The sequence below is a fragment of the Bradyrhizobium sp. BR 1433 genome (assembly GCF_051547665.1).
GTDB classification, from domain to species: domain Bacteria; phylum Pseudomonadota; class Alphaproteobacteria; order Rhizobiales; family Xanthobacteraceae; genus Bradyrhizobium; species Bradyrhizobium australafricanum.
The window spans coordinates 1,711,615-1,726,237 of the sequence record NZ_JBPUGG010000001.1 but is presented as its reverse complement, the minus strand read 5'-3'; the positions used below and the strand labels follow the sequence as shown (position 1 = coordinate 1,726,237).

At 65.2% G+C, this 14,623-nt stretch carries 14 protein-coding genes and 1 pseudogene; 6 read left to right on the top strand and 9 right to left on the bottom strand.

Annotated elements, in window-relative coordinates:
- Positions 1-226 precede the first annotated feature (226 nt).
- From grxD to ACSKB9_RS08725, 4 genes and pseudogenes are all read left to right on the top strand, one after another.
- Positions 227-559: a Grx4 family monothiol glutaredoxin gene (grxD, locus tag ACSKB9_RS08740; RefSeq protein ID WP_016843475.1), complete on the top strand. Its 333-nt coding sequence runs from the start codon at positions 227-229 to the stop codon at positions 557-559.
- A pseudogene (locus ACSKB9_RS08735) lies at positions 472-1,014 on the top strand (O-acetyl-ADP-ribose deacetylase); the annotation flags it as partial. The gene grxD and the pseudogene ACSKB9_RS08735, both read left to right, overlap by 88 nt.
- A 141-nt stretch (positions 1,015-1,155) precedes the next feature.
- Positions 1,156-2,439 carry a serine hydrolase domain-containing protein gene (locus tag ACSKB9_RS08730; protein ID WP_438080116.1) on the top strand — a complete coding sequence of 428 codons (1,284 nt, stop codon included), beginning with the start codon at positions 1,156-1,158 and terminating at the stop codon, positions 2,437-2,439.
- A gap of 103 nt (positions 2,440-2,542) precedes the next feature.
- Positions 2,543-3,805, top strand: a complete 1,263-nt coding sequence (locus ACSKB9_RS08725; RefSeq protein ID WP_438072572.1) for a serine hydrolase domain-containing protein — start codon at positions 2,543-2,545, stop codon at positions 3,803-3,805.
- A 76-nt stretch (positions 3,806-3,881) separates the two neighbouring features.
- Here ACSKB9_RS08725 and ACSKB9_RS08720 read toward each other — a convergent pair whose 3' ends face one another.
- The 6 genes from ACSKB9_RS08720 to murI all read right to left on the bottom strand — a co-directional run bounded on the left by ACSKB9_RS08720 (position 3,882) and on the right by murI (position 9,159).
- The gene (locus ACSKB9_RS08720) at positions 3,882-4,949 is read right to left on the bottom strand and encodes a threonine aldolase family protein (protein WP_438072571.1); all 1,068 of its coding nucleotides are present in this window, start codon (positions 4,947-4,949) and stop codon (positions 3,882-3,884) included.
- Between the two features lie 92 nt (positions 4,950-5,041).
- Positions 5,042-5,659, bottom strand: coding sequence for a 30S ribosomal protein S4 (gene rpsD, locus ACSKB9_RS08715; protein ID WP_438072569.1), 618 nt, complete (start codon positions 5,657-5,659; stop codon positions 5,042-5,044).
- Between the two features lie 268 nt (positions 5,660-5,927).
- Positions 5,928-6,713 (bottom strand): acyltransferase, encoded by a 786-nt coding sequence (locus ACSKB9_RS08710; RefSeq protein WP_253607955.1) that lies wholly within the window; start codon positions 6,711-6,713, stop codon positions 5,928-5,930.
- A gap of 120 nt (positions 6,714-6,833) precedes the next feature.
- Positions 6,834-7,223, bottom strand: coding sequence for a cupin domain-containing protein (locus ACSKB9_RS08705; RefSeq protein WP_168858981.1), 390 nt, complete (start codon positions 7,221-7,223; stop codon positions 6,834-6,836).
- Positions 7,224-7,427: 204 nt separating this feature from the next.
- Positions 7,428-8,204 (bottom strand): HpcH/HpaI aldolase family protein, encoded by a 777-nt coding sequence (locus ACSKB9_RS08700; RefSeq protein ID WP_438072567.1) that lies wholly within the window; start codon positions 8,202-8,204, stop codon positions 7,428-7,430.
- Between the two features lie 157 nt (positions 8,205-8,361).
- The gene (gene murI / locus ACSKB9_RS08695; RefSeq protein ID WP_438072565.1) at positions 8,362-9,159 is read right to left on the bottom strand and encodes a glutamate racemase; all 798 of its coding nucleotides are present in this window, start codon (positions 9,157-9,159) and stop codon (positions 8,362-8,364) included.
- 184 nt (positions 9,160-9,343) lie between these two features.
- Between murI and ACSKB9_RS08690 the strand changes: the two genes are divergently transcribed.
- Together ACSKB9_RS08690 and ACSKB9_RS08685 are read left to right on the top strand one after the other, a co-directional pair.
- The gene (locus ACSKB9_RS08690; protein WP_438072563.1) at positions 9,344-9,916 is read left to right on the top strand and encodes a cytochrome b; all 573 of its coding nucleotides are present in this window, start codon (positions 9,344-9,346) and stop codon (positions 9,914-9,916) included.
- Positions 9,913-10,953, top strand: coding sequence for an agmatine deiminase family protein (locus ACSKB9_RS08685; protein ID WP_438072562.1), 1,041 nt, complete (start codon positions 9,913-9,915; stop codon positions 10,951-10,953). The genes ACSKB9_RS08690 and ACSKB9_RS08685 overlap by 4 nt, the downstream gene beginning before the upstream one ends.
- Before the next feature lie 55 nt (positions 10,954-11,008).
- Here the strand turns inward: ACSKB9_RS08685 and ACSKB9_RS08680 are convergent, their stop codons facing one another.
- The 3 genes from ACSKB9_RS08680 to ACSKB9_RS08670 form a co-directional block, all read right to left on the bottom strand.
- Positions 11,009-12,181, bottom strand: a complete 1,173-nt coding sequence (locus tag ACSKB9_RS08680; RefSeq protein ID WP_438072560.1) for a M20 aminoacylase family protein — start codon at positions 12,179-12,181, stop codon at positions 11,009-11,011.
- Positions 12,182-12,349: 168 nt separating this feature from the next.
- Entirely contained in the window at positions 12,350-13,018 is a 669-nt protein-coding gene (locus ACSKB9_RS08675; RefSeq protein WP_438072558.1) for a response regulator, read from the bottom strand.
- Between the two features lies 1 nt (position 13,019).
- The gene (locus ACSKB9_RS08670) at positions 13,020-14,390 is read right to left on the bottom strand and encodes a sensor histidine kinase (protein ID WP_438072556.1); all 1,371 of its coding nucleotides are present in this window, start codon (positions 14,388-14,390) and stop codon (positions 13,020-13,022) included.
- Between the last annotated feature and the right edge of the window lie 233 nt (positions 14,391-14,623).

The following is a 14,623-nucleotide window of genomic DNA, read 5'->3' as shown; positions in this document are numbered from 1 at the left end:
CTAGATAGGGGCTCCGTTACGGGAAAAAAGCCTCCCCCGCGATGATATTGGGGCCGTCAGATAATCCCGGCCCATTTTGGGCGCCCGCAGCGCCCGGTGCATGCCAGATTTCCGCCATTTTGCTTTGGATGCACAATGGTTTGAGCTACATATATAGTCAGTCACGGGTTAGAAGGGTGGGCCGGCCCGTCAAGGCCTGAGAGCGCCGCCCCCGAAGGAAGCGAAAATGAGCATCGAGCAATTCATCGACAACGAAGTGAAGTCGAACGACGTCGTGCTGTTCATGAAGGGCACGCCGCAATTCCCGCAGTGCGGGTTTTCCGGTCAGGTCGTGCAGATCCTCGACCACATCGGCGTCGGCTACAAAGGCCTCAACGTTCTCGAATCCGCCGAGCTGCGCAACGGCATCAAGGTCTATTCGAACTGGCCGACGATTCCGCAGCTCTATGTGAAGGGCGAGTTCGTCGGCGGTTGCGACATCATCCGCGAGATGTTCCAGGCCGGCGAATTGCAGCAACTGTTTGCCGACAAGGGCATCCCGGTCGACGTGGCTGCCTGACCTTGACGGCGCGCCAGATCGGCAAGGCGCGGCTCGAAGTCATCGTTACCGACATCACGACCCTGCGCGTTGACGCCATCGTCAACGCGGCCAATTCATCGCTGCTCGGCGGTGGCGGCGTTGACGGTGCGATCCATCGTGCCGCGGGCCCCGAGCTGCTCGCTGAGTGCCGCACCCTGTACGGCTGCAAGACCGGCGATGCCAAGATCACCAAAGGCTATCGGCTCCCGGCGAAGCACGTGATCCACGCCGTCGGCCCGATCTGGCACGGCGGCATTCAAAACGAGGATGCGCTGCTCGCATCCTGCTATCGCCGCGGCATCGAGCTGTGCCACGCCAATCAGCTGGGCTCCATCGCATTTCCCGCCATCTCGACCGGCGTCTATCACTTCCCGCCGGATCGCGCCGCCGACATCGCGGTCAAGGCCGTCGTCGATGCCCTGGCCGCCGCACCCGGCCTCGCGCAGGTGATCTTTTGCTGCTTTTCCGCACAAAGCGGCGAGCTTCATCAGAAGGTCGCGGGGCCTTTGGCAGCCCTTGTGCCTGATGATACCGCCGCTACACTTCCCCGTGATTTCCGGGGAGGGATAATCCAAATGCATTCATTTCGTTTGACGTGCGCGGCCGCGGCCGCCGCGGTGGTGCTGGCGGCGCCGGCGTACCCGCACACCGAGGGCACCTACGAGATTCCGGCGGGTGCGCATTTCAACCGCGACAAGCTCGCCAAGATCAGCGAATTCTTCAAGAACGAGGTCGCGACCGGGAAGATTCCCGGCGCCATCGTGCTGATCCAGCAGCACGGCAAGCCGGTCTATCACGAGGCCTTCGGCGTGCAGGACGTTGTCAGCAAGGTGCCGATCACGGACAAGACCATCTTCCGGCTGGCTTCGATGTCCAAGTCGATCACCGCCGTCGTCTCAATGCAGCTGCTGCAGGAGGGGAAATACAAGCTCGACGATCCCGTCTCGAAGTACATCCCGTCCTTTGCCAACGTCAAGGTCGGCGTCGAGAAGAAGGCCGAGGACGGCACCAAGACGCTCGAGCTGGTGCCGCCAAAGCGGCCGATCACGATCCTCGATCTGATGACGCATACGTCGGGTATCACTTACGGCTTCTATGGCGACAGTCTGGTCCGCAAGGCCTACAAGGAAGCCAATATCTACGGCGGAGATTTCGATCTCGCCGAATTCGCCGAGCGGATCGCCAAGCTGCCGCTGCACAACCAGCCCGGCGCGCTCTGGCAATACGGCCATTCCACCGACATTCTGGCGCGCGTGATGGAGGTGGCCACCGGCGAGAAGCTCTCGGCGATCGAGCACGAAAGGCTGCTCGACCCGCTCGGCATGAAGGACACCGGCTTCTTCGTCACCGATCCCGAGAAGCAGAAGCTGATGGCCGAGCCGATGCCGAACGACAGCGACTTCCGGGTCGGCCGGGTCAACGATCCGACCAAGGTCAAGAAATGGGAGTCCGCCAGCGGCGGCATGGTCTCGACCATGGCGGATTATTCGCGCTTCGCGCAGATGCTGCTCAATGGCGGCACCCTCGACGGCAAGACCATCCTGAAGCCCGAGACGTTCAAGGAGCTGACGACCGACCGCGTCGGACCGGGCTCCGGCGTCGAGCGCGACTTTTTCTACTTCCCCGGCGACGGCTTCGGCTTCGGGCTTGGGATCGCGGTGCGCACCGATCCCGGCACTGCGAAGCCACCACCGCCCGGCGATCTCGGCGAGCTGAAATGGGACGGCGCCAGCGGCTGCTATTATGTCATCGACCGCAAGCAGGACTTCTTCTTCGTTCTGCTGGAGCAGACGCCGACCCAGCGTCAGCGCATCCAGCGGACGCTGAAGCAGCTCGTCTATGAAGCCATGGAAAACTAGAGCGGTTTCGAGCGAAGTGGATACCGGTTCGCGTGAAGCAGCGCGTTGAAAAGAAGGGAATGACGGCATGATCCGATTCAGGCGGATCGGCTCATGCGCTTGCATGCGTGGGGGCCGCGCGTTCGTCGCGTCACTCGCGTTCGCGTTGGTCGCAACGATTGCGAAGGCCGGCTCCGCGGGGCCGGCCGCGCATAGCTTCTCGGCGGAGGGCCTCGCCAGGGTCTCCGACTATGTCAGGAACGAGGTCGCGACCGGAAAGATCCCGGGCGCGATCCTGCTGCTGCAGCAGCATGGCAAGCCGGTCTACTACGAGAAGTTCGGGGTTCGCGACGTCGCCACCGAGCTCTCGATGAGCGCGGATACCATCTTCCGCCTCTATTCGATGTCGAAGCCGATCACCACGGTCATCGCGATGATGCTGGTCGAGGAAGGCAAGCTCGCGCTCGGCGATCCGGTGTCGAAATATATCCCGGCCTTTGCCGACATGAAGGTCGGGGTGGAAAAGCGCGGCGATGAGGGCAAGATGGCGATGACGCTGGAGCCGCTGAGGCGCCCCATCACCATCGAAGACCTGATGCGCCACACCGCCGGCCTGCCTTACGGCTATTACGGCGGTGGTATCGTGAACAAGACCTACGCCGATGCCGGCCTGTTCAACAACGATCCCGACAATGCCGAATTCGTGGCGCGGCTCACGTCGCTGCCACTCGCCGAACAACCCGGCACGCAATGGGATTACGGCCATTCCACCGACGTGCTCGGCCGCATCATCGAGGTGATCACGGGGAAATCGCTGTTTCAGGTCGAGAAGGAGCGGCTGCTCGGCCCGCTCGGGATGAACGAGACCGCGTTCTATGTCGCCGACCGGGCGAAATGGCCGCTGATCGCCGAGCCGATGCCGAAGGATCGCACCATCAGTCCGGTCGCCGACGTCCGCAATCCGCGCAAGCCGCTGCGATGGGAATCCGGCGGCGGCGGCATGGTCGGCACCATCGGCGACTATGCGCGCTTCTCGCAGATGCTGCTGAACGGCGGCAGCTATGAGGGCAGGCGCTATCTGAAGCCGGAGACCATCGCGCTGATGGCGAGGGACCATATCGGTCCGGAGACCGGCGTCGTGCGCGACCAGAACTACTATCCCGGTCCGAACTCCGGCTTCGGCCTCGGCTTCGCGGTCCGCACTTCGGTGCCGGCGAACACAGACTGGCCGCTGGGCGAGTATCGCTGGGACGGCGTCGGCGGCACCTTCTTCTTCATCGATCCCGCGGACGACCTGTTCGGGATCTTCATGGTGCAGACGCCGTCGCAGCGCGGCCGGATCCAGCAGGAGCTCAAGACCCTGATCTACCAGGCGATGGGACGGTAGAATTCAGCTTCGAAGCCCGGATCAAGCGAACGGGGCGCGCGTTCGCGCGACCCGTTGGCTCCTCAGAGCTACAAGACTACGCCGCGCGCACGATGTCCCTGACGTGTCCGACCGCTTCCTCGATCATCGCCGCGGTGACATCGAGATGCGTGCAGGCCCTGATCCGGCCGTCCATCATCGCCAGGGTCACGCCGCGCTTGCGCAGCTCGGCGACCATCTTGTCGCCTGAGACGCCGGCGCCGTCGGGCTTGAAGAAGACGAGGTTGGTTTCCGGCGCCTGCACCGCGATGCCGTTGATCTGCGACAGGCCGCGCGCCAGCGCCCGCGCTTTGGCGTGGTCGTCGGCGAGGCGGTCGACATGGTGATCGAGCGCATGGATGCAGGCGGCGGCGCAGACGCCGGACTGCCGCATCGAGCCGCCGAGCCGCTGCTTCCAGCGCCAGACATCGTCGATGAAGGCGCGGGTGCCGGCGATCACGCCGCCGATCGGTGCGCCGAGGCCCTTGGAGAAATCGATCCAGGCGGAATCCCAGCCTGCCGTCATGTCGCGCGGCGAGATGCCGGACGCCACGGTCGCATTGAGCAGCCGCGCGCCGTCCATGTGGGTGACAAGGCCGTGGGCCTTGGCGATGCGCACGACCTCGTCGAGCACCGCCTTCTTCCAGATCGTGCCGCCACCGATATTGGCGGTCTGCTCGACGCTGACGAGCACCTGCGGCGGCTGGTAGCGGGTGCGCGGATGCAGCGCGGCCTGGAAGGTCTCAGGCGTGAACTGGCCGTCATCGCCCGGCAGCTGCGTGATCTGGAAACCGCCGAGCGCGGCATGGGCGCCGCCCTCGCGCGCAATGATATGCGCGGTCGCATGCGCCAAAATCTCGTCGCCGGGGCGGCAATAGGCCAGCGTCGCCGCGACGTTGCACATCGTGCCCGACGGCATGAACACGGCGGCGTCCTTGCCGAGCAGATCGGCGACGCGGGCGCAGAGCTCATTGGTGGTCGGATCGTCGCCGACCTGCTCGTCGCCGACCTCCGCCTTCGCCATCGCCTCGCGCATCGCCGGCGTCGGCCTGGTCTGCGTATCGGACAGAAGGTTGATGCGGACGGGCGGGGCCTTGGGATCCGGCCGGGCAGGGGTGTAGTGCATGATGTCTCTCTCGGTCGATATGCCCTGACTTTAGCCAAACAAAAAGGCCCCGGCAAAACCGGGGCCTTTCGGATATCGCAATGCTGCAGTGATCAGCGCGAATAGAATTCGACGATCAGATGCGGCTCGATCTGCACCGGGAACGGCACGTCCGAGAGGCCGGGGGTGCGCGCGAACGTCGCGGTCATCTTGGAGTGATCGACCTCGATGAAGTCGGGGACGTCACGCTCAGGGAGCTGGGCCGCTTCCAGCACCGGCGTGAGCTGCTTGGAGGATTCCTTGACCTCGATGAGGTCGCCGACCTTCAGCTTGTAGCTGCCGATGTTGACCTTGCGGCCGTTCACCTTGATGTGGCCGTGGTTGATGAACTGGCGCGCGGCGAACATCGTGGAGACGAACTTGGCGCGGTAGACCACGGTGTCGAGACGGCGCTCCAGGAGCCCGATCAGGTTCTCGCCGGTGTCGCCCTTCAGGCGGCTGGCTTCGACATAGATGCCGTGGAACTGGCGCTCGGAAATGTTGGCGTAGTAGCCCTTGAGCTTCTGCTTGGCGCGCAGCTGCACGCCGAAGTCGGAGAGCTTGCCCTTGCGGCGCTGGCCGTGCTGGCCGGGGCCGTATTCGCGGCGGTTCACGGGGCTCTTCGGGCGGCCCCAGATATTCTGGCCCATGCGGCGATCGATCTTGTACTTCGCCTCACTGCGCTTTGTCATCGCGTCCTCTTTGTACAGCCGTCGCACCCAGCGCCCGGCGTTTTGTCAGTCTAGGGTTTGAGGAGACGCGCCCTCCTGTGTACCGGCCAAAAGGCCTGTACCGACAGGTCCGCCTCGAAAGCTCGGGGAGGACCACGGGTCGCGAAACGCATCGCGGGCCGAAACCGGCCCGCGAGCAAGGTGGTCTTAAGGAGAAACTCCGGTTCTGTCAAACAAAACGCAGGGCATTTTGGGCCGAATCGGCGTCAAAATTGGCCAATTTCGTCCGTCAGAGGCGGCTTCCGGCCGCCCGGACCAGCCGGGCATCGGCTTGCGGCCGGCCCGCGCCCAGTTCGGCGGCGATTTCGCCGCCCAGCACCTGCTCGAGGCGGATCAAGGTCTGCGCGATCAGGGCGGCGTCGCAGACCAGATGGTCCCAGCGCACCACCACGTCGACGGTGTGGTCCGGCCTGATCACGCCATAGCTCAACAGGAATGGCCCGGGGCTCAGCGCGTGCAATTCGCCGGGGCCATAGGCCGCGACCGAGGTCACGCCAAAGCTGCCGCAGAAATTGGCGCGCTGCCGGCCAAAATTCATCCCGATCGCCCACGCCAAGCGGCGCAGCGGAAGCGGCAGGCGGGTCACGCAGAGCATTTTGCGGAACGAGGGGATTTCGTGCAGCGGCGCGGTCTTGGCGCGGCGGATCAGCGCGTCGACCTCGGCGAGCGGCATCTCGTCGGCGGCACAGACGCGCTCGAACAGCACGCAGTCCTCGCCCTTCTCGACGCGCGCAATCGCCACCATGCCGACGCTGCGCGGCAACTCGTAGAGGCAAGGCCAGGGCCATTTGACGTGCAGCGTGCGCAAGGTTGGCTCGGTCCTGGCGACCAGCGCGAATGCCTTGACGAAGATGGCGGCCCAGCCCGGTGCCTGCGCCGCACGTGCACGAGCCTCGACGATTGCCCGCACGTTCAGGGTGCGCTTCAGGGAGACCAGCGGCACGCCGGCCGATGCATGCATCAGATCGGCGACGAGACGGCGCGGCAATGAAATTTGACGAAATTTACCGCGCATCCGTTCGGTTCAGTTCCTTAGCAAACAGGCAAAAAATCAAAGGCCCGGCGAGCTCAAATGGTTGCTCGCCGCACCTGAAGCTCAGATGAACCAACTGGTCGGAGACCAAGGGGTTTCTGCTCACGGCGCTGGTTTTGCCAACGGCTCGCCGGCCTTGACCACATAGACGCCGAGCACCTTGAGCGGCTGGTCGCCGGACGTCTTGGCGTCGTGCACCGCGCCTTCCGGGATCTGGTAGGAATCGCCCGCCTTCAGCTTCAGCGGCGGCTTGCCGTCGATCAGAAGCTCGAGCTCGCCTTCGAGCACATAGCCGGTTTCAGCGCCGGGATGGGTGTGACGCCCCGACGCACCCCCGGCCGGAACCTCGGCGATCGCGGTGACCGTGTTGTAGCCCGGCGGAAAATCAACCTTCTGCAGCGGCGTCCGCTTGATGCCGCTCTGCTGCGCCAAAGCAGCGCCGGCACCGGCAAGGGCAATCACAGTGAGACCAAGCAGTAATTTCCTGAACATGGATTTTCCTCCCAACCCGCAAAACTCTAGCAGCGCGGAATCGCGGCGGAAAGCGGGCGATATGTGATGTGCACTTGCGACGTTGGGATTAGTCCGTTCATCGAACAGCGCGGGTTTGTGCCGCTTATTCATGAGCTACTCAGGCGAACGAGCTGTATCGGCGACACGCATCGTTCACTCCGTCGCGGCGGCCGCGTTTGACGCCTACCGCTTGATCCCCGCATACGCAGCCGCGATGCCGCGCTGGAACAGCGACCAGTCGAAGCCGAGTGCGAGCGCGAGGTAGCCGCGGTCGATCATCGCATTGGCCTGTTCGGCGGTGCGCGCGACGCCGCCGATCGGCACGCCGCTCTTCATGATGCCTTGTTCGGCGCGCTGCATCAGCGCGACCACTTCGGGATCGTCGGGCAGACCGCGCTTGTTGATCGAGGTGGCGAGATCGCCGGGACCAATCACCGCGAGGTCGATGCCCGGTGTCGCCATGATCTCGTCGATGCGGTTGACGGCATCGACGTGCTCGATCGTGATCATGCAGATCATGTCGTCGTCAGCGGTCGCCATATAGTCGTTCATCGAGACGCCCCAGCGGAACGGCGCATGGAACGGTCCCCAGAGCCGGTCGCCTTGCGGCGGATAGCGCACGCTGCGCACCGCCTTCACCGCATCGCTTGCGTTGCAGATCATCGGAAAATTGATGCCGAGCGCGCCGATGTCCATCGGTGCCTTGGCGAGATGCGGCTCGTTGGCGGCGATCCGCACCATCGGCACGCAGGGCGTGCCCGAGGTCGCCACGATCATCGCATGGGCGGTGCCGAGATCGATCGGACCGTGTTCGAGATCGACGATGATCCAGTCCAACGACTGCGCCATGATCTGCACGGTCTGGATGCTCGGAATGGTCGCGATCGCGCCGAAGGTCGGGCGCTTGTCGCGCCACTGCTTGCGCAGGCGGTTGAGCGGTGTCAGTGGGGCTGCGGTCAAATTCGGTCCTCCCTCGAAGGAGAGCTGAGGCTAAAGCATGATCCGGAAAAGTGTGAAGCGGATTTCCGAAAAGATCATGCTCCAACAAAAGCTAGAGCGCGATGATGATTCAACCCAATCTCATCGCGCTCAAGCGGCGTTGTGACGGCGAAAAGGATCAGGCCGGGACGCGGCCGCCGAAGAATGGCGTCAAGGCTTCCGTCAGCGCGTGCGGGCGCTTCGAGGTGAAGATCATCTCGGCGCCGGCCTGGTCGCTCTCGTGGCCGGCAGGGCCGAGCAGGTCGGCGACGCGGCGTGCGATCGCCGGCGCCGGATCGATCCAGTCGACCGGCCAGGGCGCGAGCCTCCTGAGGCGTTCCAGCAGCAGCGGATAATGCGTGCAGGCGAGCACGACGGTGTCGGTGCGGGCGGGATCGTGGGCGCCATCGCCGACGAAGCAGGGCGCGAGCTCGGCCGCGATATCCTCGTCACGCACGCTCGCGCCGCTGAGGGCGGCCTCCGCCAGCGAGGCGAGCTCGCCGGAGCCGACCAGCGTCACCTCGCAGCCCTGCGCAAAGTCCGAGATCAGCTTGCGGGTATATTCGCGCTTCACGGTGCCCCTTGTGCCGAGCACCGACACGCGCTTCGTTTTCGACGAGGCGCAGGCCGGCTTGATCGCCGGCACGGTGCCGACGAAGGGCAAAGGATAGGCGTCGCGCAAATGCGCCATGACCAGCGTGGACGCCGTATTGCAGGCGATCACGACGAGGTCGGGCGCGTGGGCCGCGATCAGCTCACCGACCAGCGGCACCACGCGGGCGATGATCTCGTCCTCGCCGTGATGGCCATAGGGGAAGAAGGCGTCGTCGGCGACATAGACGTAATGCGCGTCGGGCCGGGCGCGGACGATCTCGCGCAGCACGGTGAGGCCGCCGAGACCGGAATCGAACACAAGGATGGTCGGGGGAGTGGACACGCGAAAACTCTATCCGAAGCAGGGTTACCATTCAGTTGTTTTTGGCTATCCGGCCGCTTCGGCCGACAAAAGGCGGTGAAGCCGGGAATTTCACATGGCCTTGACCGATAGCTGCAAGTATCACGGCAAACTATTGCTGCGACGTGTGAAATCCAAAAATGCGGCCGCAAGGGGGCCACGCGACATGATCCGCAATACCGCCGCGAGCTGGGGCTCGCTCGCCCGCGCGTTCCACTGGGTGCTCGGCATCGCCATCATCGGCATGCTGGCCTATGGCTGGTGGATGAACCACGTCCCGGCGCGGGCGGACAAGTTCTTCTACCGCTCGATCCACGCCGATATCGGCTACCTGGTGCTGCTGCTCACCGTGCTGCGGCTGGTCTGGCGCGGCGTCAACCCGACGCCGGCGCTGCCGGCCGAGATGCCCTCCTGGCAGCGGATCGCCGCCCGGGTCAGCCACGGCGCGCTCTACGCCGTCACCATCCTGGTTGCGATGCTGGGCTGGGCGCATTCCGGCGCCCGCGCCCAGGATTATTCGAACTTCTTCGGCCTGTTTCACATTCCCCAGATCACCTCGCCCGACAAGGCGGCGGCGGATGCCTATGAGGATCGCCACATCTTCTTCGCCTATGTGCTGCTGGCGCTGATCGTGCTGCACCTCGCCGCGGTCGCCTTCCACCACTTCGTCAAGCGCGACCGTGTCGCCGCCCGGATGGTGGGGACGGGCGCGGCGGACCAAGCCGGTTTGTCCACATGAGAAACTCCGCACCGGACGCTGGCCGCCGCTGGCGGATGCCGGACGAGAGCGCTTTGCATGTCGCCACCTGGATGGCGTTCGCGCACGACACTAAGATCTGGCGCAAGCAGCGGCTGCTTCCGGTGGTCAGGGAAAACCTCGCCCTGGTCGCGAAGGAGATCGCGGCTCATGAGCCCGTGAACATGCTGGTGCGCAAGGAAGACTACGATATTGCCGCGCGGCTATGCGGCCCTCGGGTGAACCTCGTTGTTCAACCGCTCGACGACATCTGGATCAGGGACACCGGACCGGTCTTTGTAACGAACCCGTCAGGGCAACTCGGAGCCGTCGGCTTCAACTTCAACGGCTGGGGCGGGAAGCAAAGGCATGCGCATGATGCCAAGATCGCGGAACGTGTGGCCGAGCTTGCGCAAGCTGAGTTCATCAAGGCCGGCCCGAAGCTGGAGGGCGGCGGCATCGAAGTCGACGGCGAGGGGACAGCGATCATCACCAAAAGCTGTGTTCTCAACGACAATCGCAATCCTGGTTTGACGAAGGATGAATGCGAGGCTGAACTCTTCCGCCTGCTCGGGCTGCAGAAGATCATCTGGCTACCCGGCTGTCACAACAAAGACGACATTACCGACGGCCATACCGATTTCTACGCGCGCTTCACCAGCCCGGGCGTCGTTGTCGCGGGCCTGGAGATGGATACGTCGTTCGACGATTACGAGGTGACGAGAGAACACCTGGCAATCCTGCGCAAGTCGACAGACGCAAGAGGTCGACACCTGAAGGTCGTGGAGTTGCAGGGACCGTCGACGGTCCGTCCAAAGTACGGAAACGACGACGGCTTCGCCGCCGGCTACATCAACTTCTATGTCTGCAACGGTGCCGTGATCGCGCCGGAATTCGGTGATGCGGCGGCGGACCGCAACGCGCGCGACAAGCTGCGCGACCTGTACCCGGACCGGGAAATCATCCAGCTCGACATCGACGGCATCGCCGCCGGTGGCGGCGGCATCCACTGCGTGACGCAGCAGCAGCCGCGCTTGTGAAAGCTGGCGGCCCGGTCGCGAAGCGGGCGACCGGGCCGTGGCTGCACGAGCGGCGCTAGCCCGCCGGCATCTGCTTCTCGACCAGCCGCACCCAGTAGGAGGCGCCGTGGCCGAGGATGTTGTCGTTGAACTTGTAGGCGGGGTGGTGGCACATCGGACCGTCGCCCATGCCGAGGAAGACGAACGCGCCGGGTCGCGCTTCCAGCATGAAGGCGAAATCCTCGGCGCCCATCACCGGCACCAGATTGTCGTTGACGCGGTCGGCGCCGACCACGTCGCGGGCGACCTCGGCGGCGACGCCGGCCTCGCGCGCGTGGTTCAACGTCACCGGATACATGCGTCCATAATCCGTCTCGGCCGAGCCGCCATAGGCCTTGGCGATGCTGGAGGCGACCTCGCCGATCCGGCGCTCGACCAGGTCGCGCACAGCGGGATCGAGCGTGCGCACGGTGCCGCCCAGAGTCACGGTCTCCGGGATCACGTTGAACGCGGTGCCGGCCTCGAACATGGTGATCGAGATGACCGCCGATTTCAGCGGGTCGACATTGCGCGATACGATCGACTGCAGCGCATTGATGATCTGGGCGCCGATCAGCACGCTGTCGACCGCCTCGTGCGGGGCGGCGCCGGCGTGGCCGCCCTTGCCGTGGACCACGATCTTCAACGTGTCCGACGAGGCCAGCATCGGGCCCGGCGTCGTCGCGAAGTATCCCTCGGGCAGGCCGGGCATGTTGTGCAGGCCGTAGACCTCCTGGATGCCCCACCGGGTCATCAGCCCGTCGTCCACCATCGCCTTGCCGCCGGCGCCGCCTTCCTCGGCGGGCTGGAAGATCACGACCGCGGTGCCGTCGAAATTGCGGGTCTCGGTGAGATATTTGGCGGCGCCGAGCAGCATCGCGGTGTGGCCGTCATGGCCGCAGGCGTGCATCTTGCCGGGAATCTTCGAGGCGTAGGCGACGCCCGAGGCCTCCGCGATCGGCAGCGCGTCCATGTCGGCGCGCAGGCCGATGGTCTTTCCCGAAGTGGCTTTGCGGCCGCGGATCACGCCGACCACGCCGGTGCGCCCGATCCCCGTCACCACCTCGTCGCAGCCGAACTCGCGCAGTCTGTCGGCGACGATGCCGGCGGTGCGATGGACTTCGTAGAGCAGTTCGGGATTCTCATGGAAGTCATGGCGCCAGGCGGCCATTTCATCCGAGAGGGCGGCAACGCGATTGACGATGGGCATGGGGAGCGTCCGTTTCTTGTGAACTTTGGTGGGCGGGTCAGCGTAGCGTAACCCGCCGACTTGTCACGCGGGAATGGCGTCAGTATCCCGGATGAGCGCAAGCGGTATCCGGGGATATGCACAACCAGCCCCGGGTGTCGCTGCGCTCACCCGGGCTACGGGAACGGGCTACAAATTCGCCAGTCCGCATTCGACGGCGAGGCGGACCAGCTGGGCGTCGGTCCGCATGCCGGTCTTGGCCTTGATGAGGTAGTGATAGTTCTGCACGGTCTTGGTGCTGAGGTTGAGGTTGGCGGCGATCTGCTCCTTGGTGCTGCCGGCGGCCAGCTGCCGGAGGATTTCGATCTCGCGCTCGCCGAGCTGGTCGAGCGCCGATCGGGTCGGCACCAGGCTTTCCATCGCCAGCACGCGGGCGACGTCGTCGCTCATCGCATGCTCGCCGCGCGCCACCGAGCGGATCGCCGCGATCAGCTCGGCCGGTTCGCTGCCCTTGGTGACGAAGCCGCTGGCGCCGGAGCCGAATGCCGCTTTCACCTGGGCCGCCTCGCTGTGCATGCTGAAAACGAGGATGCGCGCGTCAGGGTCGCGCGCGCGGATGTTGCGGATCGCCTCCAGCCCGCTGGCACCCGGCATCGAAATATCCATCACCACCACATCGGGCTGGTGCGACTTGAACGCGCGATAGGCACTGGCGGCGTTGTCGGCTTCGGCGACCACGCGGAAATCGTCCTGATGCTCGAGCACCCGCCGATAGCCCTGACGGACGACCGGATGATCGTCCACCAGCAGGATCGAGATGCCCCGGATCTTCGCCGTTGTCGTCGCCACGGTTGTCATCTCAGGCGGCGAGCGGGATCGTGGCGGCGACCGACAGGCCGCGGCTGGCGCGCGCGATCGACAGCGAGCCGCCGAGGGCTGTGACGCGCTCGCTAACGCCGGTGAGGCCGAAGCCCGCAGATTGCGCCACCTTGGCCGCATCGCCTCCGCCGTCGTCCTCGACGCGCACCAGCAGGGCGTTCTCGCTTCCGGTGCGCCGCTCGATCCGCACCACGATCTCGCGCGCCGAGCTGTGGCGCAGCGCATTGGTCAGGCATTCCTGCGCGACGCGATAGGCGGTGGCGGCGACCGTGCCGCTGATGTCGGCAAGGTCGCCCTGCAGATCGAGCTGGATCATCGGCTGCGCCGAGCGCGACCGCCAGCTGTCGACGAGATCGACCAGGCTTGCCTCCAGCCCGAGCTCTTCGGCCGGCGGATGGCGCAGCCGGTTCAGCGTATCGCGCAGGCACGCCATGATGCGGCGCGTCGCCTGCGAGATCATCCGTGCATCCTGCGCAATTTCGGTGCCGGCGGCGTATTTGTCCCCGGCGCTTGCCTCGATCGAGTTGGCGAAGGCGAGGATCGCGGTGAGATTCTGGCCGAACTCATCGTGCAGCTCGCGCGCCAGCGTGAGGCGTTCGTCGTTGCGGATTTCGAGCAGCCGCCTGGTCAGCACCGTGCGTTCCTCCTCGGCAAGCGCGAGGCGGTCGCCGAGATCGCTGACGGCGCGCCCGATCATCGCGAGCTCCATCGAGCGGACGCGCGGCAGCGGCGTGCGGTACTCGCCGTCGGCCATGCGCCGCAGCGCCGACACGATCGAGTGGGCGGGCGCCAGCGTGTGCGCGATGGCGAGCGAAGCGAGCAGCGCGATGGCGAGCGCCATCAACAGCGCGACATGGATGTTGTCGAGAATGTGCTGCCAGGCGAGCGCGATCGCGGCGTCCGGATCGGCGATGGCGCGGACGGTTCCCGCGGTCGCGGCGCGGGCGCTGATCGGCCGCTCCGCGGTGGCGTGATCGCCGAGCACCATCTGCACGGTGGCCGCGAACCAGCGCGGCGGCATCTTGCCGATCCCCTTGCTCTGGCCGCAGAGCGGCTTCTCGAAGGCGCCGGCCGGTTCGAACTGCACGCAGATCCCCGGCGCGATCAGGCCCATGGTTTCGATGGTGCGCCAGTCCGGTGCCGGCAGCAATTGCTCCCGCATCCGGTTGCTGCGCAGCAGCAATTCGCGCCAGTACAGCGCTTCGAGCGATTGCGAAACCCGCTCGGCGGACGCCTGCGTGGCGCGATCGACGCTGCGATAGGCGTCGATCGTGGCCCAGACGGTGGCTGCACCGAGGCATAGCGCGACGATCACGAGCAGGCGGGCGACCAGTTGAAGCACGAGGCGCATGCGATCACTCCACGGCCAGAGCATGATCCGGAACGAAGAGAAGCGGCTGGTCATGCTCAAACGAGAGGTGCGATGCTAACAGCACCGCTGTTCCCCGCCAATCGCAAGCATGCGAAGCTGTGCAGGTCGGGAAATTTGCCCGACGGAATCTAGGCAGATGTCTTTGGACGGCGCAGGCCGGCTCTGCTCTAACGGAAAGTGAGGCCCGCACCGAGCCTCACGGAACACAGGGA

What these genes read in the sequence shown, in the direction of transcription:
- grxD (WP_016843475.1), top strand. Translation starts at nt 227, where the DNA reads ATGAGCATCGAGCAATTCATCGACAACGAAGTGAAGTCGAACGACGTC.
- ACSKB9_RS08730 (WP_438080116.1), top strand. Translation starts at nt 1,156, where the DNA reads ATGCATTCATTTCGTTTGACGTGCGCGGCCGCGGCCGCCGCGGTGGTG.
- ACSKB9_RS08725 (WP_438072572.1), top strand. Translation starts at nt 2,543, where the DNA reads ATGCGTGGGGGCCGCGCGTTCGTCGCGTCACTCGCGTTCGCGTTGGTC.
- ACSKB9_RS08720 (WP_438072571.1), bottom strand. Translation starts at nt 4,949, where the DNA reads ATGCACTACACCCCTGCCCGGCCGGATCCCAAGGCCCCGCCCGTCCGC.
- rpsD (WP_438072569.1), bottom strand. Translation starts at nt 5,659, where the DNA reads ATGACAAAGCGCAGTGAGGCGAAGTACAAGATCGATCGCCGCATGGGC.
- ACSKB9_RS08710 (WP_253607955.1), bottom strand. Translation starts at nt 6,713, where the DNA reads ATGCGCGGTAAATTTCGTCAAATTTCATTGCCGCGCCGTCTCGTCGCC.
- ACSKB9_RS08705 (WP_168858981.1), bottom strand. Translation starts at nt 7,223, where the DNA reads ATGTTCAGGAAATTACTGCTTGGTCTCACTGTGATTGCCCTTGCCGGT.
- ACSKB9_RS08690 (WP_438072563.1), top strand. Translation starts at nt 9,344, where the DNA reads ATGATCCGCAATACCGCCGCGAGCTGGGGCTCGCTCGCCCGCGCGTTC.
- ACSKB9_RS08685 (WP_438072562.1), top strand. Translation starts at nt 9,913, where the DNA reads ATGAGAAACTCCGCACCGGACGCTGGCCGCCGCTGGCGGATGCCGGAC.
- ACSKB9_RS08680 (WP_438072560.1), bottom strand. Translation starts at nt 12,181, where the DNA reads ATGCCCATCGTCAATCGCGTTGCCGCCCTCTCGGATGAAATGGCCGCC.
- ACSKB9_RS08675 (WP_438072558.1), bottom strand. Translation starts at nt 13,018, where the DNA reads ATGACAACCGTGGCGACGACAACGGCGAAGATCCGGGGCATCTCGATC.
- ACSKB9_RS08670 (WP_438072556.1), bottom strand. Translation starts at nt 14,390, where the DNA reads ATGCGCCTCGTGCTTCAACTGGTCGCCCGCCTGCTCGTGATCGTCGCG.